Annotated in this window: 26 protein-coding genes and 1 tRNA gene; 12 read left to right on the top strand and 15 right to left on the bottom strand. The window is 70.6% G+C overall.

The features are described from left to right. Positions 1–34: 34 nt before the first annotated feature. From JTN19_RS12950 to JTN19_RS12970, 5 genes are all read right to left on the bottom strand, one after another. Complete coding sequence (locus JTN19_RS12950) at positions 35–2,317, bottom strand: RelA/SpoT family protein (protein ID WP_206933325.1); 2,283 nt, start codon at positions 2,315–2,317, stop codon at positions 35–37. 24 nt (positions 2,318–2,341) lie between these two features. Beyond that, positions 2,342–2,737 carry a DNA-directed RNA polymerase subunit omega gene (gene rpoZ / locus JTN19_RS12955; protein WP_206933326.1) on the bottom strand — a complete coding sequence of 132 codons (396 nt, stop codon included), beginning with the start codon at positions 2,735–2,737 and terminating at the stop codon, positions 2,342–2,344. A 90-nt stretch (positions 2,738–2,827) separates the two neighbouring features. Continuing rightward, entirely contained in the window at positions 2,828–3,325 is a 498-nt protein-coding gene (gene folK, locus JTN19_RS12960; RefSeq protein WP_206933328.1) for a 2-amino-4-hydroxy-6-hydroxymethyldihydropteridine diphosphokinase, read from the bottom strand. Continuing rightward, entirely contained in the window at positions 3,322–3,870 is a 549-nt protein-coding gene (locus JTN19_RS12965) for a glutathione peroxidase (protein WP_206933330.1), read from the bottom strand. Before JTN19_RS12965 ends, folK begins: the two co-directional genes overlap by 4 nt. Next, positions 3,863–4,543 (bottom strand): sulfite oxidase-like oxidoreductase, encoded by a 681-nt coding sequence (locus tag JTN19_RS12970; RefSeq protein ID WP_206933332.1) that lies wholly within the window; start codon positions 4,541–4,543, stop codon positions 3,863–3,865. Before JTN19_RS12970 ends, JTN19_RS12965 begins: the two co-directional genes overlap by 8 nt. A gap of 214 nt (positions 4,544–4,757) precedes the next feature. Here JTN19_RS12970 and JTN19_RS12975 point away from each other — a divergent pair, with 214 nt between their 5' ends. Then, complete coding sequence (locus tag JTN19_RS12975; RefSeq protein ID WP_206933334.1) at positions 4,758–5,270, top strand: hypothetical protein; 513 nt, start codon at positions 4,758–4,760, stop codon at positions 5,268–5,270. A 20-nt stretch (positions 5,271–5,290) separates the two neighbouring features. On the opposite strand, the gene smpB is transcribed toward JTN19_RS12975, so the two are convergent. Together smpB and dapA are read right to left on the bottom strand one after the other, a co-directional pair. Further along, complete coding sequence (gene smpB, locus JTN19_RS12980; RefSeq protein ID WP_206933342.1) at positions 5,291–5,788, bottom strand: SsrA-binding protein SmpB; 498 nt, start codon at positions 5,786–5,788, stop codon at positions 5,291–5,293. Further along, entirely contained in the window at positions 5,788–6,669 is an 882-nt protein-coding gene (gene dapA, locus JTN19_RS12985) for a 4-hydroxy-tetrahydrodipicolinate synthase (protein WP_206933344.1), read from the bottom strand. The genes smpB and dapA overlap by 1 nt, the downstream gene beginning before the upstream one ends. 108 nt (positions 6,670–6,777) lie before the next feature. On the opposite strand from dapA, the gene JTN19_RS12990 reads away from it, so the two are divergent. The 8 genes from JTN19_RS12990 to JTN19_RS13025 all read left to right on the top strand — a co-directional run bounded on the left by JTN19_RS12990 (position 6,778) and on the right by JTN19_RS13025 (position 13,637). Then, positions 6,778–8,718, top strand: a complete 1,941-nt coding sequence (locus JTN19_RS12990; protein WP_206933345.1) for a lytic transglycosylase domain-containing protein — start codon at positions 6,778–6,780, stop codon at positions 8,716–8,718. Beyond that, positions 8,706–9,146 carry a phosphatidylglycerophosphatase A family protein gene (locus JTN19_RS12995; RefSeq protein ID WP_206933346.1) on the top strand — a complete coding sequence of 147 codons (441 nt, stop codon included), beginning with the start codon at positions 8,706–8,708 and terminating at the stop codon, positions 9,144–9,146. The genes JTN19_RS12990 and JTN19_RS12995 overlap by 13 nt, the downstream gene beginning before the upstream one ends. Then, the gene (locus tag JTN19_RS13000; RefSeq protein WP_206933348.1) at positions 9,146–9,634 is read left to right on the top strand and encodes a CinA family protein; all 489 of its coding nucleotides are present in this window, start codon (positions 9,146–9,148) and stop codon (positions 9,632–9,634) included. Before JTN19_RS12995 ends, JTN19_RS13000 begins: the two co-directional genes overlap by 1 nt. A 90-nt stretch (positions 9,635–9,724) precedes the next feature. Beyond that, complete coding sequence (locus JTN19_RS13005; RefSeq protein ID WP_206933350.1) at positions 9,725–10,708, top strand: S1C family serine protease; 984 nt, start codon at positions 9,725–9,727, stop codon at positions 10,706–10,708. Positions 10,709–10,760: 52 nt separating this feature from the next. Then, on the top strand, positions 10,761–11,063 hold the full coding sequence (locus JTN19_RS13010) for a putative quinol monooxygenase (RefSeq protein WP_206933352.1): 303 nt from the start codon (positions 10,761–10,763) through the stop codon (positions 11,061–11,063). Beyond that, complete coding sequence (locus JTN19_RS13015) at positions 11,060–12,136, top strand: amidohydrolase family protein (RefSeq protein ID WP_206933354.1); 1,077 nt, start codon at positions 11,060–11,062, stop codon at positions 12,134–12,136. Before JTN19_RS13010 ends, JTN19_RS13015 begins: the two co-directional genes overlap by 4 nt. Beyond that, positions 12,133–13,239 carry an amidohydrolase family protein gene (locus JTN19_RS13020; RefSeq protein ID WP_206933356.1) on the top strand — a complete coding sequence of 369 codons (1,107 nt, stop codon included), beginning with the start codon at positions 12,133–12,135 and terminating at the stop codon, positions 13,237–13,239. The genes JTN19_RS13015 and JTN19_RS13020 overlap by 4 nt, the downstream gene beginning before the upstream one ends. Then, a complete protein-coding gene (locus tag JTN19_RS13025; protein WP_191083968.1) occupies positions 13,239–13,637 on the top strand; it encodes a Rieske (2Fe-2S) protein in 399 nt (132 codons plus the stop codon). Before JTN19_RS13020 ends, JTN19_RS13025 begins: the two co-directional genes overlap by 1 nt. 61 nt (positions 13,638–13,698) lie before the next feature. Here the strand turns inward: JTN19_RS13025 and JTN19_RS13030 are convergent, their stop codons facing one another. Together JTN19_RS13030 and JTN19_RS13035 are read right to left on the bottom strand one after the other, a co-directional pair. Then, positions 13,699–14,316: a response regulator transcription factor gene (locus JTN19_RS13030; protein ID WP_206933358.1), complete on the bottom strand. Its 618-nt coding sequence runs from the start codon at positions 14,314–14,316 to the stop codon at positions 13,699–13,701. Then, the gene (locus JTN19_RS13035) at positions 14,313–16,583 is read right to left on the bottom strand and encodes a PAS domain-containing protein (protein ID WP_206933367.1); all 2,271 of its coding nucleotides are present in this window, start codon (positions 16,581–16,583) and stop codon (positions 14,313–14,315) included. The genes JTN19_RS13030 and JTN19_RS13035 overlap by 4 nt, the downstream gene beginning before the upstream one ends. Positions 16,584–16,748: 165 nt before the next feature. On the opposite strand from JTN19_RS13035, the gene gmd reads away from it, so the two are divergent. After that, a complete protein-coding gene (gmd, locus tag JTN19_RS13040; protein ID WP_206933377.1) occupies positions 16,749–17,729 on the top strand; it encodes a GDP-mannose 4,6-dehydratase in 981 nt (326 codons plus the stop codon). Positions 17,730–17,741: 12 nt separating this feature from the next. Here gmd and JTN19_RS13045 read toward each other — a convergent pair. The 4 genes from JTN19_RS13045 to JTN19_RS13060 form a co-directional block, all read right to left on the bottom strand. After that, a tRNA-His gene (locus JTN19_RS13045) sits at positions 17,742–17,817 on the bottom strand. A gap of 78 nt (positions 17,818–17,895) precedes the next feature. Further along, a complete protein-coding gene (locus JTN19_RS13050; protein WP_206933379.1) occupies positions 17,896–18,963 on the bottom strand; it encodes a WD40/YVTN/BNR-like repeat-containing protein in 1,068 nt (355 codons plus the stop codon). Positions 18,964–18,966: 3 nt separating this feature from the next. Next, positions 18,967–19,236: a MoaD/ThiS family protein gene (locus JTN19_RS13055; protein ID WP_206933381.1), complete on the bottom strand. Its 270-nt coding sequence runs from the start codon at positions 19,234–19,236 to the stop codon at positions 18,967–18,969. 54 nt (positions 19,237–19,290) lie between these two features. Next, complete coding sequence (locus tag JTN19_RS13060) at positions 19,291–20,484, bottom strand: aminotransferase (RefSeq protein WP_206933391.1); 1,194 nt, start codon at positions 20,482–20,484, stop codon at positions 19,291–19,293. Positions 20,485–20,781: 297 nt separating this feature from the next. Here JTN19_RS13060 and JTN19_RS13065 point away from each other — a divergent pair, with 297 nt between their 5' ends. Together JTN19_RS13065 and glnA are read left to right on the top strand one after the other, a co-directional pair. After that, entirely contained in the window at positions 20,782–21,120 is a 339-nt protein-coding gene (locus tag JTN19_RS13065; protein WP_184385397.1) for a P-II family nitrogen regulator, read from the top strand. Positions 21,121–21,274: 154 nt separating this feature from the next. Next, positions 21,275–22,699: a type I glutamate--ammonia ligase gene (glnA, locus tag JTN19_RS13070; RefSeq protein ID WP_206933400.1), complete on the top strand. Its 1,425-nt coding sequence runs from the start codon at positions 21,275–21,277 to the stop codon at positions 22,697–22,699. 81 nt (positions 22,700–22,780) lie between these two features. Here glnA and JTN19_RS13075 read toward each other — a convergent pair whose 3' ends face one another. Together JTN19_RS13075 and JTN19_RS13080 are read right to left on the bottom strand one after the other, a co-directional pair. After that, complete coding sequence (locus tag JTN19_RS13075; RefSeq protein WP_206933402.1) at positions 22,781–23,386, bottom strand: TetR/AcrR family transcriptional regulator; 606 nt, start codon at positions 23,384–23,386, stop codon at positions 22,781–22,783. Further along, a partial coding sequence (locus JTN19_RS13080) for an efflux RND transporter permease subunit (RefSeq protein WP_206933404.1) occupies positions 23,383–24,388 on the bottom strand: 1,006 nt, incomplete at its 5' end. The genes JTN19_RS13080 and JTN19_RS13075, both read right to left, overlap by 4 nt.

A 24,388-nucleotide genomic window follows, 5' to 3' on the forward strand; every position in this document is an offset into this window, starting at 1 on the left:
CCAACACCTTGGTGCAGCAAGGGCGGTGGCTCCATCAACCGCGCGCCCGATCAACCCTGACGACACCCTCGCAGGCCCGCAGCACGCCCATGACCTCGGCGAGATGGCGGGTGTCGCGCACCTCCACGTCGAGCGAGAGGTCGCACTCGTCATCCTCGCGCCGGCCGAGCCGCATGTTGGTCAGCCCCGCCTTCTGCCGGATCACGGAATTGGCGACGTTGGAGAGAAGCTGCGGCCCGTTGATGGCCGAGACGGTCAGCCGCGCCACATAGGCCGCGCCGTTGAGGCCGGATTGTTCCCATTCCACATCAAGCAGCCGCTCCGGCGTGGCCGCGAAATTCTCCAGCATGTGGCAGTCGTTGCGATGGACCGTCACACCCTTGCCGGTGGTGACCACGCCCACGATGCGGTCGCCCGGGACCGGGTGGCAGCAATGGGCGAAGTTCAGCTGCATGCCGGCCACGATGCCGGTGATGGGCGCCAGCGGCACCGCCACACGCCGCTTGTCCCCCGCCCCGCTGCGGCCAGGCGGCAGGCCGAGCCGCCCGCGCGGCGACACCAGCGCGATGGGCTCCACCGGGCGTGGGCCGCCGCCGCGCAGTTCCGGATAGGCGGCGTGCACCACGTCGCGCGCCGTCAGGCTGCCGGAGGCGACGGCGTGGAACATCTCCTCCACGCCCGACTGGCGCAGTGTCTTGGCCGCGGGCTCCAGCGCCTTCTCGGTGAATTCGAGGCCGTTGGCGCGGAAGGCCTTCACGATGGCGGTGCGGCCTTCCTCGCGGGCGCGGGCCTTCTCCTCGGCCACGGCGTAGCGGCGGATGCGCGCCTGCGCCTTGCCCGACTTCACGAACTTCATCCAGGCCGGATTGGGCTTGCCGCCCTTGGCCGTGATGATCTCGACCTGGTCGCCATTGTCGAGCTTGTGGTCGAGCTTGACGATGCGCCCGTTCACCTTGGCGCCCACGCAGGTATCACCCACCTGGCTGTGGACGTGATAGGCGAAGTCCACCGGTGTGGCGCCCTGGGGCAGCTCGATCAGGTCGCCCTTGGGCGAGAAGCAGAACACCAGGTCGCGGTGGAGTTCGAGCTTCGTCGCCTCCATCGCGTCATTGGCCTCGGGCTCCGTCTCCAGGATGTCGATCAGGTGGCGGACCCAGGGGTAGCTGCGCGCGGGGGAGGCCGTCTCGCCCTGCTTGTAGACCCAGTGCGCGGCGACACCGTATTCGGCGACGCGGTGCATCTCGCGCGTGCGGATCTGCACCTCGATCTTGGCCTCGGCGCGACGGCCGGGCAGCAGCACGCCGGTGTGCAGCGACTGGTAGCCGTTGGTCTTGGGCGTGGAGATGTAGTCCTTGAAGCGCCCGGCGATCACCTTGAAGGCATCGTGGATGGCGCCCAGCGCCAGGTAGCAATGCGCGCGCTCGGGCACGATGATGCGGAAGGCCATGACGTCCGAGAGGCCCTCGAAGGTCACGTTCTTGGCCTGCATCTTGCGCCAGATGGAATAGGGCGATTTCTCGCGGCCCGAGACCTCCTCGACCGGCACCTCGTGCAGGCCCAGCACCTCGTGCAGCTCCTGCTCGATCTCGGTGATCATGTCGCCCGAACGGCCGCGCAGCCAGGTCAGGCGCTGGGCGATGCTGGCCCAGCCATCGGGGTTCAGCTCGCGGAAGGCCAGCGTCTCAAGCTCGGTCTTGAGCTGCTCCATGCCGATGCGCTCGGCGAGCGGGGCATAGATGTCGAGCGTCTCCCGCGCCGTCCGCTGCCGCTTCTCGGGCTTGGGGACGAAGGCCAGGGTCCGCATGTTGTGCAGCCGGTCCGCGAGCTTAACCAGCAGGACGCGCAGATCCTCCGACAGCGCCAGCAGCAGCTTGCGGAGGTTCTCGGCCTGCTTGGTGCGCTCGCTCTGCACCTCGATGCGGCTGAGCTTGGTGACGCCATCCACCAGCCGGGCGATCTCGGGGCCGAATTGCCGCTCGATGTCGGCGAGGCTGTGCTCGGTGTCCTCCACCACGTCGTGCAGCAGGGCGGTGGCGATGGTGGCCGTGTCCATCCGGAAACCCGCCAGGATTTCCGCCACCGCGATGGGGTGGATGATGTAGGGCTCGCCATTTTGCCGCGCCTGGGGGGCATGGGCCTCGGCGGCGAGGCGCCCGGCGCGGCGCAGGAGCTCCGCGTCGAGCCGGGGGTCGGCGGCGCTGGCGCGGGTGCAGAATTCGAGGACGGCGTCGAGGCCGGGCGGAGCGGCGTCCCCGCGGGAGACGCCGTCAGGCGCGCGCGCCACCTCCGACAGTGCCGGGGTGGCGCGCGAGGTCATGTCGGGGCGGGGGCCGGTGGCGGCTCAGTCCCGCCCGCCGCCCAGCTCGGCCGCGAGCTGGGCTTCGAGGTCGTCGGGGCTGAACTCCTCCACGCCCATGTCGGCGGGAAGCTCCTCGTTCACGTCCATGACGCCGAAGATGTTCTCGTTGGTGTCGATGAGGTCCATCACCTCGTCCTCGACGGGCTCCGGCTCCGGCGCGCGGCTCAGGGACTTGATGAGGTCCTGCTCCAGCCCATCCAGCGGCACGGTCTGGTCCGCGATCTCGCGCAGGGCAACGACCGGGTTCTTGTCATTGTCGCGGTCCACCGTCAGGGTTTCGCCCCGGCTGATGTTGCGCGCGCGCTGGGCCGCGAGGAGCACGAGCTCGAAGCGGTTCGGAACCTGGACGATGCAGTCTTCAACGGTAACGCGTGCCATGAAATACCTCGGCCAAGGGTGTGCGGGCGCAGACGTGCTGCACCACGGCGAAGCCTTCAGATAAGCGAAGCGCCCCGTCGGTGCAAGCGATCAGGCCGCCATCGGCCTGATCTCCTGCGGGGGCAGGGTTGCGATCAGTGCCGCCACCTCCTCCCCCGTGACCGGATGGGTCCAGCCCGGCGCCACCTCGGCCAGGGGAAGCAGCACGAAGGCGCGGCCCGTCATGCGGGGGTGGGGCAGGGTCAGGCGGGGCGTGTTGAGCACCCGCCCGCCATGGTCCAGCAGGTCCAGGTCCAGCGTGCGCGGGGCGTTGGGGAAGGGCCGCTGCCGGCCGAAACGCGCCTCGATGGCCTGGAGATGGCCCAACAGCACCTCGGGGGCCATTTCGCCTTCCAGCCGCGCCACCCCGTTCACGAACCAGGGGGCGCCGGCCATGGGTGGCACGGGGGCGCTCTCCCACCATCGCGAGAGCGCCACGCGGCGCAGCCCCGGCAACTCGCCCAGCAATTGGGCGGCCGCCTCACAGGTGGCGCGGGGGGCGCCGCCATCGGGGGCCGGCAGGCTGGCCCCCAGCCCGACCAGGATCACGCGCCGACCGCGAGCTTCGTGTGCAGCACACGCAGCATTTCAGGCGCATCGGGCGGGATGTGCGAAGAGAAGCCGGCCACCTGCACCCCGTCCCGGGCCACCAGATACTTGTGAAAATTCCAGCGCACCGGCCCGGCGCGGCGCGCGGCCCAGGCGAAGAAGGGGTGCGCCCCCGGCCCCCGCACATGGGTGAGGGCGGCCATGGGGAAGGTGATGCCGAACATCGTGTCGCACAATTCCCGGATGCGGCGGGCATCGTCGCTTTCCTGGTTGAAATCCTCGGAGGGGACGCCCACCACCGTCAGACCGCGCGCGCCGTAACGGTCATACAGGCGCTGCAGGGCGGCGTATTGGGGGGTGAAGCCGCAGAAGCTGGCGGTGTTCACCACCAGCAGGACGCGGCCGCGGAACTCGGAGAGCGGAAGCGGGCCGCCCTCCAGCGCCTCGAAGCCGAAGTCGAAGGCGGTGTGGTCGGCCAGGGCCGGCGCGGCCGCGAGGCTGCCGAGCAGCCCCCCCGCGACCATGCGCCGTCGTAACTCAGGCATAGCGCTCCTCCAGCCAGGGGTCGGCGTTGTTGTGGTAGCCGCGCACCTCCCAGAAGCCCGGCCGGTCCTCGGCCAGGAGCTCGATGCGCGTCACCCATTTGGCGCTTTTCCAGAAATAGTAACGGGGGATGACGATGCGCGCCGGGCCGCCATGCAGGCGGTCCAGCGGCGCGCCGTTCCAGCTATGGGCCACCAGCGCCTCCTCCGAGGCGAAGACCTCCAGCGGCACATTGGTGGTGTAGCCGTCATAGGAGTGGAAGACGACGAAGCGCGCCTCGGGCCTGGGGCGGGCCAGCATGAGGATGTCGCGCGCCGCCACCCCCTTCCAGCGGTTGTCGTAGCGTGACCAGGCGGTGACGCAATGGATGTCGTTCACCCATTCCCGCTGCGGCAGGGATTGGAAGGCGTCCCAATCCAGGGCCACCTTCTCCTCCACCAGACCTTCCACGCGCAGGCGCCAGCGCTCCGGCTTCACCTCCGGCTGCACGCCGAGGTCGAGCACCGGGAAGTCCTGCACCAGGCGCTGGCCGGGCGGCAGGCGCTGGGCCTGTGGGGTGCTGGTCTCACCGGTGAGCAGGCGGCCCTCGCGCGCCCATTGCTCCTTGGCGCGGACCAGTTTCTCGCGGAGCGCGCCGTGGAGCACGGCGTCATCGGTCACGGGTTGGTCAGCCATGGCAGTTCCTTCGTGGGCGTCCTTCGCACGCCCCTCGGCGAAGCGGGCGCGACGCAATCATGGGTAGCAGAAAATACGGCCGCCACAATCCATTCCGAGGCATGCCGTCCGCATGGGATGATGGGGAGGTCAGGGCGATCGTGCCAGCCCCCCGAAACCCACAGGAAAGTCGCGCTGGGTTGCAGCCAAAGCCGCGCATCCGCATTTCCTGTTCATGGGCACTCGAACCGAAGACCGCCTCCTCACCGGGGCGGAGCGCGACGCGGTGCGGCAGAGCCGCCACCCTGACATTCAATCCCTGGACCGGGACGCCGTCCTGGCGCTCGCCCGCCGGCTGCGCGAATACCGCGACAAGGCGCGCGATATCGCGCGGGACCGCCGGCGCAGCCAGCGCGGCAAGGCCGAGCCGCGCAGCGCCGGCCCCGCACCGGCCGAGGAGGGCATCCTGTTGAAGAAGCAGGTCTTCGCCGCGGCCATGAAGCGGGTGAACAGCCGCATCGCGGCCCTTCAGACGGGCGACAAGCGGGCGAAGACGACGGAGTTCCTGCGCGAGGCGCTGCAAAGGAAGAAGGCCGCCCCGCGCCATCACCCTAACCCCGGCGCCACGGCGCGCGAGGGCATGAACCCGCTCGACGAAAAGCGGCAGATGACGGATGTGGACCCCCGCCAGGTGGGCAGCGTCTCGCAGCAGGTGAAGAACAACCAGGCCTCGCGCGACACGCGCTGAGACCTGTCAGGGGGCGGGGGCTACTCCCCGCCCTTGTTTCGCATGAGACGCGCCTTGTCGCGCTGCCAGTCGCGCTTGGCGATGTCGGCGCGCTTGTCGTGCAGCTTCTTGCCGGTGGCGAGGCCGATCAGCACCTTGGCCCGTCCCTTGTCGTTGAAGCGGATTTCGAGCGGCACGATGGTGGCGCCTTCGCGCGTCGTGGCGCCCGTCAACTCCCGCACCTGCTTCTTGTGCAGCAACAGCTTGCGCGGACGCACGGGGTCCATCTTCGCCATGAAGCTGCCGGCTTGCCATTCGCCGATATGGCAGCCGAACAGGAACATCTCCCCCTCGCGCTCCCCGGCCCATGCCTCGCTCAGGCTGGCGCGGCCGGCGCGGAGGCTCTTCACCTCGGGCCCCAGCAGCACGAGGCCCGCCTCGATCACCTCGCCGATCTTGTAGTCGAAGCGCGCGCGACGGTTCAGCGCCGCGGTGCCGTGGCTGATCAGCGGTTTCTTGCGGGCCTCGGCGGCGGCCATCAGTTCAGCAGCCCCGCGCCCCGCATCGCCTCCTCGACGCGCGTCGCCGTGCTCTCCGCGATGGGCGCCATGGGCGGGCGGCAGAAGGCGGTGCCGCGGCCCAGCAGGCTCGCCGCATACTTCACCGGCCCGGGCGAGGTCTCGCAGAACAGCGCGTCATGGACGGGCAGCAGGCGGTCCTGGATGGCCATGGCCTCGCAGACCTTGCCCTCGCGCCAGGCCTTCTGCATCTCGGCGCAGAGGCGGGGGGCGATGTTGCTGGTCACGCTGATGCAGCCATGGCCGCCGGCGGCGTTGAAGGACAGCGCCGTGTGGTCCTCGCCCGAAAGCTGGATGAAGTCCGCCCCGCAGGTCGCGCGCTGGTGCAGCGGCCGCGCGAGGTTCGCCGTCGCGTCCTTCACGCCGACGATGTTGGGGTGCTTCGCCAGCCGGCCCATCGTCTCCGGCGTCATGTCAATCACCGAACGGCCGGGGATGTTGTAGATGAACATCGGGATGTCCACCGCATCCGCGATCATGGAGAAGTGCAGGAACATCCCCTCCTGCGTCGGCTTGTTGTAGTAGGGCGTGACCACGAGGATCGCGTCCGCCCCCGCGCCCTTGGCGTGCTGCGCGAAATCCAGCGCCTCGGCCGTGCTGTTGCTGCCCGCGCCCGCCATCACGGGCACGCGGCCGCGCGCGGCCTCGATGCACAGCTCCACCACGCGTTTGTGCTCGGCATGCGACAGGGTCGGGCTTTCGCCCGTGGTGCCCACGGGGACGAGGCCTTCCGTGCCCTCGGCGATCTGCCATTCGACGAGGTCGCCGAAAGCGCGCTCATCCAGGCTGCCATCGGCGTGCATGGGGGTGATCAGGGCGGTGAATGAACCGGTGAAGCGCATGTGGCGTTCCTCTCAGCCTCACACCTAATCCCGCGCGGCGCGCGTAACAAGGTTGGGCCGCGGCCATCGGCGGTGGAAGCGGGAGGCGCTTCGGGGGTAGAAGGGGGGATGCGAAGGAATTTCCTGCTTCTCGGCCTGCTTCTTCCCACCATCCCCGGCCCGCTCTCCGCGCAGACGCGCGCCGAGACGGGCCGCCAGGCCATCGCCGCCGCGCAGGCGCAGCGCTGGGTGCAGGCGGAAGGCCTGGCCGCCCAGGCCGACCCCTTGGTGGCCAATCTGGTGCGGTGGATGCGGCTGACCACGCGCGGCGCGCCGGCCAATGCGCGCGAGGTGGTGGAGTTCATCGCCACCTCGCCCGACTGGCCCATGCCGCTGACCCTGCGCCGCCGCGCCGAGGAGTTGCTGGCCACCGACCCCGATGACGCGCTGGCGCTGCGCCACTTCGAGAACAATTCCGCGCTGACGCTGGATGGCGCCACGCGCCACGTCACCGCCCTGCTCAACGCCGGCCGGCGCGACGCGGCCCTGGACGCCGCGACGCTCGCCTGGGCCGAGGACACCGATGGCGATGCGGCGGCGGAGGCCGCCTTCCTGGCGCGCGCCACCCCCCTGCTGGACGAATTGGCCCATGCGCGCCGCGCCGACCGGCTGGCCTTCGCGCGGGATTTCGCGGGGGTGCAGCGGCTGCTGCCCCTGCTCGATGCCCGGCACCGCGCCATCAACGAGCTGCGCCTCGCCTATTCCAATGGGCGCGACGCCGACCCGGCGGCCGCCGCGCGCGACGGCGCCGCCACGCTGGAGCGCGCGCGCATGCTGCGCCAGCGCGACGAGGACGCCGCGGCGGCGCAGGCCTGGGCCGCCGGCGCCGGGGCCCAGCGCGGGCTGGACCCCGATGCCCAGCGGGCCAGCTGGAACGAACGGCACATCCTGGTCCGCAAGCTGCTGCGCCTGGGCGAGCCGAACCTCGCCTACCAGGTGGCCGCGCAGCACGGCCAGACCGAGCCCGGCATCGCCCGCCAGGAGGCCGAGTTCATGGCGGGCTTCGCGGCGCTGCGCTTCCTGAACGACCCCGCCCGCGCCCTGCCCCATTTCCAGCGCCTCCGCGCGGACAGCCAGAGCCCCATCACCAATGCGCGCGGCCTCTATTGGGAGGGCCGGGCCGAGCAGGATGCGGGCCGCGCCCGGGCGCGCTTCGCCGAGGCCGCCGCATTCCCGGTGACCTTCTACGGCCAGATGGCCTCGCTCGCCCTGGGCGAGACGCCGCAACAGCTCTCGGCGCGGATCAACGGCGTGGCGGCGCCGCAGGCCAGCGCGGCGCAATCCCGCGCCTTCCAGGCCAATGAATTGGTGCGGCTGATCTCGCTGCTGGGCGAGCTGGGCGAGGGCCGCCGCACCCGCCCCTTCCTGCTGCGGCTGGTGGACCTGCAATCGAGCCCGGCCGAATACGCGCTGACCGCAAGGCTCGCCATCGCCATCGGCCAGCCCGACCACGGCGTCTGGGTCACGCGCCGGGCCAGTTCCCAGGGTGCCATGCTGGTCCAGGAAGGCTGGCCCCGCCCCTTCCGCGCGCCGCCGAACCTGGCCGAACCCGCCCTGGTCTATGCCATCACCCGGCAGGAGAGCAATTTCGAGACGACGGCCGTCTCGCGCTCCAATGCGCGCGGCCTCATGCAGCTGCTGCCGGCCACGGCCCGCGATGTCGCGCGGCGGCAGGGCATTCCGCACCAGCTCTCGCAGCTCATCAACGACCCGGAGCACAATCTCCGCCTGGGCTCGGCCTATATCCAGGAGAGGCTGGAACGCTTCGGCGGCGTGATGGTCTTCGCGGCGGCCGGATACAATGCGGGCTCGGGACGCGTGGACCAGTGGCTCGCCACCTATGGCGACCCGCGGCAGGGCGGCATCCGCATGCTGGATTGGATGGAGATGATCCCCTTCGCGGAGACGCGGAACTACGTGCAGCGCGTGGTGGAGAACGTCGCCGTCTATCGCGCCATGGACCCGGCCACCCGCGCCCTGCCCCACCCCATGGCCGAATGGCAGGCGTGAGCCCCTGGCCACGGCATGTCGCCTCGCTGGGCGGTGTGGGCTTCCTGCGGCCGGGGCCCGGCACCTGGGGCTCGGCCGTGGTGCTGCCGATGGCGCTGCTGCCGGGCTGGGTGGCGCTGGCCGCCTGCGCCGCCTTCACCGTGGCGGGCTTCTGGGCGCTGGCGCGGCTGCCCGAGGCGCGGGAAGACCCCTCCTGGGTGGTGGTGGATGAGGCGGCGGGCATGTCCCTCGCGCTGGTTTTCGCGGATGGGCTGCTGGGCGTGGTGCTGGCCTTCGCCTTGTTCCGCGCCTTCGACATCGGCAAGCCCGGCCCCGTGGGCTGGGCCGACCGCCGGCACGGCCCCTTCGGCGTGATGGCCGATGACCTGGTGGCGGGCGCCATGGCGGCCGTGATCCTGTTGCTGTTGCACCTGCTGTGGATGGGATGATGCTGGACCAGGACATTCTGGACGACGCCGCGCGGCTGCTGTCGGAACTGCAGGCCCAGGGCCTGAGGCTCGCGACGGCCGAGAGCTGCACGGGCGGGCTGATCGCGGCGGCGCTGACGGCGGTTCCGGGGTCCTCGGCCACGCTGCTCTGCGGCTTCGTCACCTATTCCAACGCGTCCAAGGCCGCGATGCTGGGGGTGGATCCGGGCGTGATCGCGGCCGAGGGCGCGGTCAGCGAGAGTGTGGCCCGCGCCATGGCCACCGGCGCGCAGTCCCGGTCCGGCGCGGACATGGCCGTGGCCTGCACCGGCGTGGCCGGCCCAGGTGGGGGCAGCGCCACGAAGCCCGTGGGCCTGGTGCACCTGGCCGTCGCGCGGGCGGGGGGCCAGGTGCTGCACCGCCGCTGCGTCTTCCCCGGCGACCGCCAAGCGGTGCGCGCGGCGACGGTGCGCGAGGGCTTTGCCCTCATCCGGGCGGTGCGGAGCTGAACCTCGCCCGAGGTGCGAAGCGTATGGGCGTGGCGTTGCGGCTTTGCTAAGCTGGGAGGATGCAGTTGTTCCCCAGCGCCCGATGCCCCGATGCCGGACGATGACGATGAGTGGGAGGTGCCCGACGCCTTCCAGCCCGACCCTGCCGAATTCGCCTTTCCCCTGCAGGAGCGCTTCGACAGCATCGTGACCGTGAAGGCCCAGGTGCCACCCGACGCCACCTCCGCCGCCGCGCTGGGGGTGGAACGCGAGGGCTCGGGCGTCTGGATCGACCAGGGCGGCCTGGTGCTGACCATGGGCTACCTGGTCATGGAGGCCGAGACCATCTGGCTGACGGCCCATGATGGCCGCGTGGTCCAGGCCACCCCCATCGCGACGGATTTCGAGAGCGGCTTCGGCCTGGTGCAAGCGCTGGGCCGGCTGCCGGGCATTCCTGTGGCGCCGTTGGGGGATTCCGACGGGCTGAAATTCGGCACGAGCTGTGTGCTGGCCGCGGCCGGTGGGCGCGAACATGCGGTTGCCTGCACCATCGCCGCGCGCCAGCCCTTCGCCGGCTATTGGGAATACATGCTGGACAACGCCATCTTCACCGCCCCCGCGCACCCGCATTGGGGCGGGGCGGGGCTGTTCGGGCCGGATGGGCGGCTGGCCGGCATCGGCAGCCTGATCCTCCAGCAGGGGCAGCCGGGGGGGAAGCGGCTCGACCTCAACATGGTGGTGCCCATCAACGAGTTGCTGCCCATCCTGGAGACGCTGCGCCGCACGGGCCATTCCGGCCGCCCGGCGCGCCCCTGGCTCGGTCTCTACGCCACCGAGGACGAGGAGACGGTCGGCGTGGGCAGCCTCGCCAAGGGCGGCCCGGCCGAGCGCGCCGGGCTGCGCCCGCGTGACCGCATCCTGGCCGTGGATGGCCAGGCGGTGAATGACCTCGTCTCGCTCTGGACCGCGGTGCGGGCGGCGGGGCCGGCGGGGGCCGCGGTGAAACTCACGGTATCGCGCGGGCAGAAGCAGATGGACCTGTCCATCACCAGCAGCGACCGCGCCCGGCACCTGAAAGCGCCCCGCCTGCATTGACGGGCGCGCCCGTCGGGGGCGGAATGGCCCCCAACGGAAAAGGGGAAACGCCATGGCCCGCATCGCGCTGGTGGTGGAATTCACGCTCAAGCCCGGGGCGCATGCCGCCTTCGACGCCGTCATCCGCGACCATGCCGCCGGAACCCTGGCCGATGAGCCGGGCTGCGAGCGCTTCGACGTGCTCCAGCCGCGCGGCAGCGACGGCCAGCCCGACCTGTCCCGCGTCGTCCTCTACGAGGTGTACGCGGATGACGCGGCCTTCCAGGCGCACACGGAGAACCCGCGCCTCGCCCGCACCCGCGCCGCCTATGCCGAGCTGATCGAAGCCCGGCGCATCCAGGTCTGCGCGCTGTGACAACCCTGCCACGAGGCGTGGTGGATGTGGACCTGCACCCCATGGTGCCGGGCCTCGCCGCGCTGGAACCCTTCCTGGACCCGCTCTGGCGCGACCAGATTTCGCAGCGCGGGATGGAAGGTTTCGACACGCAATCCTACCCGCCCAACGCCCCCAAGACGGTGCGCGCCGACTGGCGCCCCGCCGATGGGTCGAAGCCCGCCTGCACCATCGAGCAATTGCGCGCCCAGGTGTTGGAGCCCTGGGGAATTTCGCGCGGCATCGTCACACCCCTCTACGGGGTGCAACTGGTCTTCAACGAGGACATGGCGGCGGGCTTCACCCGCGCGCTGAACGACTGGACGCGGGCGCGCTTCCTCGATGAGGACACCCGTCTCGCCGCCTCCATCATCCTGCCCATGTTCAATGCCGAGCACGCGGTGGCCGAGATCGAGCGCCTCGCCCCCGACCCCCGCTTCGTGCAGGCCATGGTGCTGGTGATGGGCGAGACGCCGCTCGGCCGGCGGCACAATTGGCCCATCTTCGAGGCGCTGGTGAAGCATGACCTGCCGCTGGCCATCCATGCGGGATCTTCCTGGCGCAACCCCGTGACGTCGCTCGGCTGGGCGTCCTGGTACATGGAGGACTACGCGGCCAACCAGCAGGCCTTCCAGTCCACCCTCGCCTCGCTGATCACCGAGGGCGTGTTTTCCAAGTTCCCCACGCTGAAGGTGGTGCTGCTGGAGTCAGGCGTCTCCTGGCTGCCAGCCTTCCTCTGGCGCCTGTCCAAGACCTGGAAGGGCGTGCGCTTCGAGGTGCCCTGGGTGGACCGCTCGCCCATCGAGATCGTGCGCGAGAATGTCCGGATGTCGGTGCAGCCCTTCGACGCACCGGAGGATGCGGAAACGGTGGACCGGCTGATGAACCACCTGGGCTCGGACGAAATGCTGCTATGGTCCAGCGACTGGCCGCATTGGCAGTTCGACGGGCCGCCGCGCCTGCCGCCCGGCATCGGCCCCGAGCTGATGCAAAAGATCTGCGTGGACAACGCCCGCGCCACCTACAGGCGCCTCGCCTGGGAGACCGTGCCATGAACGTGATCCGCCCCGAAGCCGCGCCTGGAAGGCCCCTCGCCGCCACGCAGGGCCTGGTGGATGTGGACATCCACCCCCGCGTGCGGTCCGTGAAGGATTTCGACCCCTACCTCTCGGCCGAGATGCGCCATCGCCTGCACACCTATGGCAACCGGCCCCGCCACGGCTTCGTGAAGGGCACGCCTTATTTTAAGTCGCAGCCCCTGGCCTCGCGCCGCGATGCCTGGACGCCGGAAGGCGGCACCCCGGCCAGCGACCCGGCCTTCACCGCCACCCAGCACCTCGATTTCCACGGCGTGGATGTGGGCGTGCTGAACCCTCTCCAGCCCTCGGGCCAGGGGGACATGAACAACCCGTTCTCGGTGGCCATGGCCCATGCGGTGAATGAGTGGCAGCTCGACCAATGGATCGCGGTGGACGGGCGGCTGCGGGCCAGCGTGGTGGTTCCCTACGAGGACCCGGAGGCCAGCGCCGCCGAAATCCGCAAGCGCGCCGGCGACCCCCGCTTCTGCCAGGTGCTGCTGATGAGCCGCACCAGCCACCCGCTGGGCAACCCGAAATACTGGCCGATCTTCGAGGCGGCGCAGGAGGCGAACCTCCCCATCGGCATCCACGCCTTCGGCTACAGCGGCTGGCCCATGACCAATGGCGGCTGGCCCAGCTTCTACATCGAGGAGGTGAGCGAGCACGCCACCTCCTGCCAGTCGCTGGTCAACTCCATGGTGATCGAGGGCGTCTTCGAACGCTTCCGGCAGCTCAAGATCGTGCTGATCGAATGCGGTTTCGGCTGGCTGCCCTCCGTCGCCTGGCGGCTGGACAAGCACTGGCCCACCCTGCGCGACGAGGTGCCGCACATGAAGCGCGCGCCGTCGGAGCAGATCCGCGAGCACATCTGGGTCAGCACCCAGCCCGTGGAGGAACCGCCCCGCCCCGAGCAGTTGCTGGACTGCATGGGCTGGATCGGCTGGGACAAGATCCTCTACGCGTCCGACTACCCCCACTGGGATTTCGACGACCCGCGCCACGCCATCCCCTCCTACATCCCGGAGGCCAAGCGCGCCGCGATCTATGGCGGCAATGCCCGCCGGGTCTACGGCTTCTGATGCCGCGCCATGTCGTCGGCCCGGTGGAGGAGATTCCGCCCGGCGCCCGCAAGCTCGTGGAGGCGGAGGGCAAGCGCGTCGTCGTCTTCAACCTGGATGGCGAGTTCTTCGCGCTGTCCGACCGCTGCCCGCACCAGGGTGGGCCGCTGCACAAGGGCCCGGTGATGGGCCTGGTGGAAAGCCCCTGCCCCGGCGAATACCGCTATGGCCGCGCGGGCGAGATCGTGCGCTGCCCCTGGCATGCCTGGGAGTTCGACATCCGCACCGGGCGCTCCCGCTTCGACCCGCGGCGGATGAAGGTGCGTGCCTTCCCCGCCTGCGTGGAGGATGGCGCCACCCTCCAGGCCGAGACCTTCCCCGTGCGGGTGGAACAGGCCTATGTGGTGGTGGAGCTGTAGAGCGTGATCGCCGCAGGGCGTAACGCCCGGACGCGTGAATCACGCGAGATGGAGCCCCGCCTCAGGAATCCTGCGGCACGCCGGCCGCGAGATACATCCGCACCGCCTCCGGCAGGCTCCGCACGCCCAGCTTCTCCATCAGATGCGCGCGGTGCACCTCTACGGTGCGCGGGCTGATGCCGAGCTTGGCGGCCGTGCCCTTGTTGGACTGGCCGGAGACGAGGGCCGCCAGCACCTCGCCCTCGCGCGGGGTCAGGGTGGCGATGCGGGCCTGCGCCTCGGCCGTGCGCGCCTTCTCGTCCACCGCGGCGCGGGCGGCCTCCAGCGCCTCCTCCACCGCACCCAGGATGCGCTCCTCCGGGTAGGGCTTCTCGATGAAGTCGCGCGCGCCGGCGCGCATGGCGCGCACCGCCAGCGGAATGTCGCCATGGCCCGTCACGATGATGACGGGCAGCGCGAGGGGACGGTGGCCCAGCAACTCCATCACCGCCAGCCCGTCGCGCCCCGGCATCCGCACGTCGAGGATGATGCAGCCGGGCTCCAGCCCGGCCTCGGCGGCTTCCAGCAGCGCGTCGCCGCTCTCGTGCAGCACCACCTCATGGCCCGCGGCCTGGAGCAGCAGGGCGAGCGAACGGCGAATGGCCGCGTGGTCATCCACCACATGCACCACCTGCCTCATGCGAAGGCCATGTGCAGCGGCAGGTCCAGCACGAACTCGGTGCCCCCCCCGGGCCGGGCCCGCGCCGTGATCCGCCCGCCATGGGATTCGATGATGGTGCGCGCGATGGACAGGCCGATGCCCATGCCCTCCGCGCGGGTGGAGACGAAGGGTTCGAACATGCGCTCCGTCACCTCCTCCGGCAGGCCTGGGCCGCGGTCGGCCAGGATCACCCGCGCCATGCCGCCCTCGCTGCTGAGCGAGACGGCCAGGCCCCGCTCCGCCTGGCCTTCCGTCGCCTCGATGGCGTTGCGCAGCAGGTTCACGAAGACCTGCTGCAGCTGCACCCGGTCGCCCATGACGGCATGGCCGCTTTCGGGCACCTCCACCTCCACCGGCAGCTTCTCTTCGGCCCGGGCGGCGCGGAACAGGGCCACCGTGTCGGCCAGCAGGGGGCCGAGCTCGACCGTGGTGCGCTCGGTCTGGCCGCGATCGATGAAGTCGCGGATCTGGCGCAGGATGGCGGCGGCGCGCAGCGTCTCGGCCGAGGCCTCCTCGATGGCGGCGCGGGCCGCCGCCAGGCGCTCGGGGTCGGAAGCCGCCTGGTCCAGCCAGCGCAGCGACGCCCGCTGGAAGTTCGAGGCCGCGGTCAGCGGCTGGTTCAGCTCATGCGCGATGCCGAGGCTCATCACCGTCAGGCTGTCCGCGCGGGCGATGCGGCGCATGGCGGCCTCGGCCGCGCGGAGGCGTTCCTCGGCCGCGCGGCGGCGCGTCACGTCGCGCGCCACGCCCACCACGCCCAGCACGCGGCCCGCGCTGTCGCGCCAGGGGGCCTTGATGGTGCGGTAGCAGCGCGTGACGCCGCGTTCGAGCACGATCTGATCCTCGAATTCCATGGTGCGGCCGGCCGCCAGAACGGCGCGGTCCTGGGTGTCGAAGCGTTCCACCACGTCGGGCCGCGTCATCTCCGCGGCGGTGCGGCCGATGCAATCCCTCTCGTTCCAGCCCATGGAGCGCGCCGCGGCATCGTTGATGAGCACGTAGCGCAGGTCCCGGTCCTTCACGAAGATGGGCTCGGGCACCGAGCGCACGACGGATTCGAGCAGCAGCCGGTCATCCTCGGCGGTGCGGGCCAGATGGGTTGTCCGGGCGGCCGCGCGCTCCGCCCGCGCGGCCTCCTGCCGCAGCGCGCCCTCGGCATCCGCGATGGTCGTGCCCAGCACCTCGAACTCCGCCACACGCAGGCCGCGGGGCTGGGGGGCGCGGATGGACCCCAGCGCCGCCAGCAGGCGCCGGGCGAACTGGCCGGCCAGCAGCAGCCCCAGCGCGATCATGGCCAGGCCCCCACCCCATTGCAGCAGGGCGGGGCCGGTCCAGCCGGCGGAGAAGCGGGATTCGGCCTGCCCCGCCACCACGACCCAGCCCGCCAGCGGCAATGGCGCGGCGAACAGCACGGCCGGGGCGCCCTCCGGCCCCGGCGCACGCGTCGTGGCCACGCCCCCCCGCGCGCGCGGCGTGGTCGCGCTTCCCGCCGCCAGCGCCGCGCGCAGGGCGGGCGGGGCCGTCCAGGCCGCGGCATCGGGCCCGAGGCCATGCGCGGTCACCACGGCACCATCCGGGTCGAGCAGCATCAGGAAGGAGTCGGGCGGGCGGGTGGCGCGGGCCAGGGCATCCAGCAGGACCGCTTGCGTCACCGGGGTGGCGAGCGCGCCCATGGCCACCCGGTCGCGCAACACCGGCACGGCCAGGACAAGCTGGTCTTGCCGCCCCGCCCCGTCCCCGGCATGGCGGGCCACCACCGCCACGCCATCGCGCATCACCTGGGCGAGCGCGGCCATGGGCAGGGTGGGCGGCCCCTCCGCCTCGCCCCGGGTGTGCAACGGGGGGTGGTCGGGCGCGGTGGCGGTGATGAGCGTGATCCAGGGTCCGCGCCCGGCCAGGGCACGGCGCGCCTGGTGGCGGAAATCCTCCTCCGCCGCCGGCCCCGCATCGATCAGTGGCGAGGCGGCCAGCACTTCCAGCAGGACGGTGCGCGTCTCCACCTGGTCCGCCACGGCAAGGGCGCCCGCTGCGGCCGCCGCGGCGAAGCTCGCCTCCATGCCCGCGCGCAACCGCGAGGCCAGGTTGAAGGAGGTGATGAGGCCGAGCGCCAAGGCCGGCATCAACAGCAGCAGCGCGAGCACGGTGATGTGCCGGGCGAGGCCCGGGGCGGGCTTCGCGCGCCCCAACGCCTCCGCGGGCAGGTCCCCCGGCTGGGGCGAAGCGGTTGCCGTGCTGTGGCCCAACATGTCGGCAGAATGCCCGAAACCGTGGCAAGGAACCAGCGCGCAGAGGCCCGTGTTCCGGCGCATGGCGGCGGCATGCTATCCTTTCCATCCATTTTTCGCCGCGGGGTGACACCATCGCGGGCAGGACACCACGCGGCCGGAGGCCATGGCATTTTGGATGCACGGATGAAGACGGCGCTGATCACCGGGATCACGGGACAGGACGGCGCCTATCTGGCGCGCTTCCTGTTGGGCCGGGGCTACCGCGTCCACGGGCTGCTGCGGCGCTCGGCCTCGGCCGACGTGATTGGCGAGCGGCTGCGCTGGCTCGGCATCGAGCGCGAGGTCGAGATGGTGGATGCGGACCTGGTGGACCTCTCCTCCATCCTGCGCGCCGTGCAGGTGACGCAGCCCGACGAGGTCTACAACCTGGCCGCCCAGTCCTTCGTGAAGACGAGCTGGACCCAGCCGCTGCTGACGGGCCAGGTCACGGGGCTCGGCGCCGTGAACATGCTGGAGGCGGTGCGCCTCGCGGCCCCGCAGGCGCGCTTCTACCAGGCCAGCAGCAGCGAGATGTATGGGCTGATCCAGGCGCCCATCCAGAACGAGACGACGCCCTTCTACCCGCGCAGCCCCTATGCCGCAGCCAAGCTCTACGCCCACTGGATGACGGTGAACTACCGCGAGAGCTTCGGCATGCACGCCAGCAGCGGCATCCTGTTCAACCACGAGAGCCCGCTGCGCGGCATCGAGTTCGTCACCCGCAAGATCACGGACGGGGTGGCGCGCATCAAGCTCGGCCTGGCGAAGACGCTGGCGCTGGGCAACCTCGATGCCCGGCGCGACTGGGGCCATGCGGCCGACTATGTGCGCGCCATGTGGCTGATGATGCAGCAGGAGACGCCGGCCGATTATGTCGTGGCCACGGGCCGCACCACCAGCGTGCGCGAGTTCTGCCGCCTGGCCTTCGCCCATGCGGGCCTGGACTGGGAGGCCCATGTGACGGTGGACCCCGCCTTCCTGCGCCCCGCCGAGGTGGACGTGCTGCAAGGCGACGCCAGCCGCGCGCGGGAACGTCTCGGCTGGGAGCCCGAGATCACGCTGGAGCGGATGGTGGCGGAGATGGTGGACGCCGACCTGGAACGGCTGCGGCGTCGCGGACACTGAAGGTGGGAGAACTGGGGCGACCAACGGGACTCGAACCCGCGACATCCAAGACCACAACCTGGCGCTCTACCAACTGAGCTATGGCCGCCACAGTGCCGCGAGGGTTTAGGCCAGCACTGCCGGGGACGTCAACGCCGCCCCGGCGCGCGGCAACCGCCGCGGGGCTTCACGCGAAGGCCAGCGCCGCGATGGGCGGCAGATGCGCCGAGAGCAGCCGCCAGCGCGCGCCGCCGTCCTCGCCCAGCCAGAGGTTTCCCGTGGTGGAGCCCATGGCCAGGCGCGTGCCCGCCGCATCCACCAAGAGGGCGTGACGATAGACGAGGTCATAGCTGCCGCCCGCCGGCAGCCCCTCGCCCAGCGACTCCAGGCTCGCGCCGCCATCCTGCGTGCGGGTGACGAGGAGCCGGCCTTCCACCGGCACGCGGCATTCATCCTTCACGGCCGGGGCGAACCAGGCGGTGGCGGGATCAGCCGGATGCGCCGCCACCGCGAAGCCGAAGCGCGATGGTGCGGCGGCCGTCACCTCCACGAAGCTCTCGCCACCATCGGCGGAGCGGAAGATGCCGTTGTGGTGCTGCGCCCAGAGCACCTCGGGCGCGGCGGCGCAGGCGGCCAGCAGGTGCACGTCCTGCACCCCCGGCTCGAAGGCCTGGGCGGGCGGCATGTATTCGGCGCGCAAACCGCGCCCGCCGAGCCGCCATGTGCCGCCGCCATCGCCGCTCAGCCACACGCCGCCGGTGGAGATGGCGATGGCCATGCGGCGCGGGTCCAGCGGATGGATCACGATGGAATGCAGGCCGGGGTCGTCATAGCCACCGCCCATCCAGGACGCGCGCTCCGGCACGTCCCAGAGGCCGCGCACAAGCTCCCAGCTCGCGCCACGGTCGGCGCTGCGGAACAGCGCGGCGGGCAGCGTGCCGGCCCAGAGCACGCCCGGCTCCGCGCCCACGGCCAGCGTCCAGATCATGTCGAGCGGCTTGTCGCCCTCCTTCTCCTTCGGAAGGGCCGGCACGCCGATCTCTGTCCAGCTCGCCCCGCCATCCTCGGAGCGATGCAGCTTCACGCCGAAATGGCCGAGCCGCAGGGCGGCATAGAGCGCGCCGTCGCGCGGGTCGTGCAGAACGGCGGAGACCGGCTCGCCCAGGAAAGCGGGGGCCGGGATGGACCAGCCATCTCCGCCGGGCGGGCAGATGAAGAGTCCCTTGCGGGTTGCGACGAGCAGCCGCGCTGACATGGCCTATCCTCCCGAAAGCGCCTGGAAGACGAAGATGTCGTCGCCCTCGCCAACCGGATCGGCGAGCGTCACGCGGTCGGCGGCGGGGGCGTCGTTGACGAAGATGGTGACATGCCGGCGCAGGCATCCGTGCTCGTCGAGCAGGTAGCCGCGCAGCCGCGGGTTGCCGGCGAAGACATTCTCCAGCGCCGCGCGGACCGTGGCGCCAGGCGCATCCACGGTCGGGCAATCCAGATGGCGGCGCAGATTGGGCGTGAAGCTGACGCGGGGCATGGACGTTACCATGCCCCACCCAATACTTTACTTCAAGGTTTAGTGTATGGCGGCCTACCCGGCCGCGCGGACGCTCCCCGCCCCGCGCGCCGCGACCCAGGCGCCGAGCCGGGCCAGCGCCTCCTCCAGCACCGCCGCGTTCTTGCAGAAGGCGAAGCGGGCATAGTGGTTGGGCGGGTTGGGCCCCGCATAGAAGGCGGTGACAGGAATGGCCGTGACCTTGGCTTCCTCCGTGATGGCGCGGCAGAAGGCCACGTCATCGCCGGTGAAGCCGATGGAGCGGATGTCCGCCGTCACGAAATAGCTGCCCATGACGGGCAGGGTCTCGAAGCCCAGCGCCTGGAGGCCGCGCGTCAGCAGGTCCCGCCGCTCGGCCAGCTCGCCCGAGAGGCCGTCGAAATAGGCGTCGTCCTTGGCCAGCCCCACGGCGACGGCGCGCTGCAGGTTGGGGGGCGTGGTGAAGGTCAGGTTCTGGTGGGCCTTCGCCACGTTGGGCTGGAGTGCCGCGTCGCAGGTGACGTAGCCCACCTTCCAGCCGGTCAGGCTGAAGGTCTTGCCCGCGCTGCCGATCCGCATGCAGCGCTGCCGCATGCCTGGCAGCGTCATCAGCGGGATGTGCTTCCAGCCGTCATAGGTCAGGTGCTCATAGACCTCGTCGCAGATGGCGTAGCAGTCGTGGCGCTCGATCAGGTCGGCGAGGAAAGCCAGTTCGGCCGCGGTGAAGACCTTGCCCGTGGGGTTCATGGGCGTGTTGAACAGCACGGCCTTGGTCTTGGGGCCGAAGGCGGCGGCCAGCTCGGCGCGCGGCAGCTCCCACTTGGGCGGGGAGAGGCGCACCAGCTTCGGCACCGCGCCCAGCAGCTTCACCACGGGCAGGTAGGTGTCATAGAGCGGCTCGATCAGCACGCATTCGTCGCCGGGGTTCAGCACGGCCATCAGGCAGGCGGTGATAGCCTCTGTGGCGCCGGAGGTGACGACCACTTCGCGGTCCGGGTCCACCTCAAGCCCGTAGAAGCGGCGGTTGGCCTCGGCGACCGCGCGGCGCAGCTCGGGCACGCCCGTCATGGGGGGGTATTGGTTGCGACCGTCCTTCAATGCCGCGGCGGCGGCCTCGATCACGTCCTCCGGGCCGTCATAGTCGGGGAAGCCCTGGCCCAGGTTGATCGCGCCATGCTGCACGGCCAGGGCGGACATCACCGTGAAAATGGTGGTGCCGGTGGCGGAGAGGAGGTGGTTCATCGGCTGCATGGGCATGTCCTGGCGCGGAGGCAGAGCGGTAAGCCTCCCAGAATGGCCCCGGCCCGCCGGATGCGCAATGCGGGCGCTGACACGGTTTGCCCGCCCTCTGTGCAGCTTGCCTCCGATGGAGGCTGTGGGGCGGCCGGAGGAGGGGTCAAACCGCCCCAACGGCCGATTGCGCCCTGGCATGGCGCGTGCAAAACACGCCCTGCCTGGATCGAGCGCGGCGCGTATCGCGCCTTCGACGGGCGCCGGGGAAACGCCGTGGGCCGCCCATCCAGCCCGCGCCATGCGACGACGGATGCGATGAAAAAGATCGAGGCGATCATCAAGCCCTTCAAGCTCGACGAGGTGAAGGACGCGCTGCACGAGATCGGCCTGCAGGGCCTGACGGTGGTGGAAGCCAAGGGCTTCGGCCGCCAGAAGGGCCATACCGAGCTGTACCGTGGCGCCGAATACGTCGTGGACTTCCTGCCCAAGGTGAAGATCGAGGTGATCTGCGCCGATGACATGCTGGACCGCGCCGTGGAGGCCATCCAGGCCGCCGCCCGCACCGGCCGCATCGGCGACGGCAAGATCTTCATCTCGGACATCCAGGAGGTGATCCGCATCCGCACCGGCGAACGGGGCGAAGAGGCGGTGTGAGTTTCCCGCCGCCCGGCGCACCCGGGCGGCGGGCAAGGCTTATCGCAGCACGCCGGCCCTGGGCGCGTCCCTGGTCGGTGGGGTGGCGGCTGCGGGGGCGGAACACCCCCCCGCGGGAACGTGAACAGGGACGCAGGAACAGGACAGAGACGACATGTCGATGAATTCCCCCGAGGCCGTCTCCAAGGTCATGGAAATGATCAAGGAGAACAGCGTGGAGTATGTGGACTTCCGGTTCACCGACCCCCGCGGCAAGTGGCAGCACACCGCCCAGCATGTCTCCACCGTCGAGCCGGACACCTTCGAGGACGGCATCATGTTCGACGGCTCGTCCATCGCCGGCTGGAAGGCGATCAACGAGAGCGACATGATCCTGATGCCGGACGCGGCCAGCGCCTGCATGGACCCCTTCTCGGCCAAGCCGCAGCTGATCCTGTTCTGCGACATCTATGAGCCCTCGACCGGCCAGCGCTACACGCGCGACCCGCGCTCGACCGCCAAGAAGGCCGAAGAGTATCTGAAGTCCACGGGCCTGGGCGACACCGCCTTCTTCGGCCCCGAAGCCGAGTTCTTCATCTTCGACAACGTGAAGTTCGGCACGGGCGGCAACTATGGCATGTACCAGCTGGACAGCATCGAGGGTCCGCAGGCCAGCCTGAAGGACTTCCCCGAGGGCAACATGGGCCACCGCCCCGGCGTGAAGGGCGGCTACTTCCCCGTCCCCCCCGTGGACAGCGAGCAGGACCTGCGCGCCGAGATGCTCTCGACCATGATCGAGATGGGCGTCGAGGGCGAGAAGCACCACCACGAGGTGGCGCAGTCCCAGCATGAGCTCGGCACCAAGTTCGGCACGCTGGTGAAGCAGGCCGACATGCTGCAGATCTACAAGTACTGCATCCACAACGTCGCCCACAGCTACGGCAAGTCGGCCACCTTCATGCCGAAGCCGATCTATGGCGACAACGGCTCGGGCATGCATGTCCACCAGTCCATCTGGAAGGACGGCAAGCCGATGTTCGCGGGCAATGGCTACGCGGACCTGAGCGAGATGGCGCTGTACTACATCGGCGGCATCATCAAGCACGCCAAGGCGCTGAACGCCTTCACCAACCCGCTGACCAACAGCTACAAGCGGCTGATCCCGGGCTTCGAGGCCCCCGTGCTGCTGGCCTATTCGGCCCGCAACCGCTCGGCCTCCTGCCGCATCCCCTACGCGACGAGCCCCAAGGCCAAGCGCGTCGAGGTCCGCTTCCCCGATCCGGGTGCGAACCCCTACCTGGCCTTCGCCGCCATGCTGATGGCCGGCCTGGACGGCATCAAGAACAAGATCCACCCGGGCGACGCCATGGACAAGGATCTGTACGACCTGCCGCCCGAGGAGCTGAAGGGCATCCCGACCGTCTGCGGCTCGCTGCGCGAAGCCCTGGGCGCGCTCGCCGCCGACCATGAGTTCCTGCTGGCCGGTGACGTGTTCTCGAAGGACCAGATCGAGAGCTACATCGAGCTGAAGTGGGGCGAGGTGTACCGCTTCGAGCACACCCCGCACCCGGTCGAGTTCGAGATGTACTACAGCGTCTGATAAAGGCCGGCGGCCGGCACCCGGCCGCCACCTGAATGGCCCGTCGCCAGGAATGGCGACGGGTTTTTCTTTGCCCGCGCCTCAGCGCCCGGACAGCATCCGCCGCAGCACCGCGCCCATCGCCAGCATCCGCTCCCGCTCGGCGAGACCAGGCTCCGAGGCCAGCCTCGCGTGGAAGCCATCCGCCATCAGGCCCACCACCACGGCCAGCACCGCCGGGTCCAGCGCCGGGTCCACCTGACCCTGCCGTTGCGCCACGGCCAGCACCTCCGCCAGTCGCGCCTCCAGCCTTCCGTGGAAGCGGGACAGGATCGCGGCGATGCGGGGGTTGTGGCTGGCCTCGGCCGCGATCTCGGCGCGGAGCGCACCGCCCAACCCCCCGCTTGTCGCGTGGTCGCGCGTCTCCACGCCGAAGGTGATCAGCGCGTCGAGAACATCGGGCGCGGCCGCCGCGCGCTCCACCTCGGCCAGGCGGCGGGCGAGGTCATCCTCGGCGATGGCCTCGATGATGGCCTCCTTGCCCGCGAAGTAGTGGTAGAGGTGGCCGGGGCTCATTCGCGCCGCCTGGCAGATGTCGGCCATGCTGGCGCCGCGGAACCCCTCGCTGCGGAAGCATTCCAGCGCGGCGTCCAGCACCTGGCGCCGCCGCTCCTCCCGCAACGCGTCGCCCAGCGGCCGGCGCGTCATGTGGCGGTGGCGGTGGCCGGCGCGCGACCGGGCGCCGGCGCGGCGAAGAGGATCGCGTAAAGCGCGGGAACGGCGAACAGCGTCAGCAGCGAGGCGAAGGCCAGGCCCGCCATGATCGTCACCGCCATGCTGGAGAAGAAGGCATCGCCCAGCAGCGGCACCATGCCCAGGATGGTCGTCGCGGCCGCGAGGAACACCGGGCGGAGGCGGCTGACGGCGCCTTCGGTGATGGCCTCCGGCAATGCCTCCCCCTCCGCGAGGCGCGTGTCGATCTCATCCACCAGCACGATCGCGTTCTTCATCAGCATCCCCGACAGGCTGAGCAGCCCGAGCAGCGCCGTGAAGGTGAAGGGCATGCCGGTGGCGAGCAAGCCCAGCGTCACGCCGCAGATGGCCATGGGCACCACCGCCCAGACGATCAGCGGCTGGCGCAGCCGGCCGAACAGCAGGATGGAGATGACCAGCATGGGGATGAAGCTGAAGGGCAGCTGCGCGCCCAACGCCGCCTGCGCGCGCTGGGAGTTCTCGAATTCGCCGCCCCATTCCAGCGCATAGCCGGGCGGCAGCGGGATGGCCTCGATGTCGCCGCGGATGCGCGCGAAGGCATCGGCCGCCGTCTCGCCCGGGCCCGGGTTGGCCTGCACCGTTAGCGTCCGCACGCGGTTGCGCCGCTGAATCAGCGTGTCCTCCTGCACCGTCTCCAGCCGGGTCATGAGCTGGGAGAGCGGCACATGCGCCTGCTCGGCCGGGCTCCAGACCAGGCGGTCCTGCATCCGGGCCAGGTCGCCGCGTTCAGCCTCAGGCGCGCGGGCGAGGATGGGGATGATGGTGTCGCCCTCGCGGTATTCGCCCGCCCGCACGCCCGAGGTGGCAAACAGCAGCGCCTGCGCGATATCGGTCCGGGCCACGCCCGCCACGCGCATGCGCTCCTCCTCCAGGCGCGGCACGGCCACAAGTTCGCGCGCCTGCCAGTCGTGCCGCAGGTCGGTGATGCGGCCATCT

The organism is Roseococcus thiosulfatophilus (assembly GCF_017311575.1).
GTDB lineage: Bacteria > Pseudomonadota > Alphaproteobacteria > Acetobacterales > Acetobacteraceae > Roseococcus > Roseococcus thiosulfatophilus.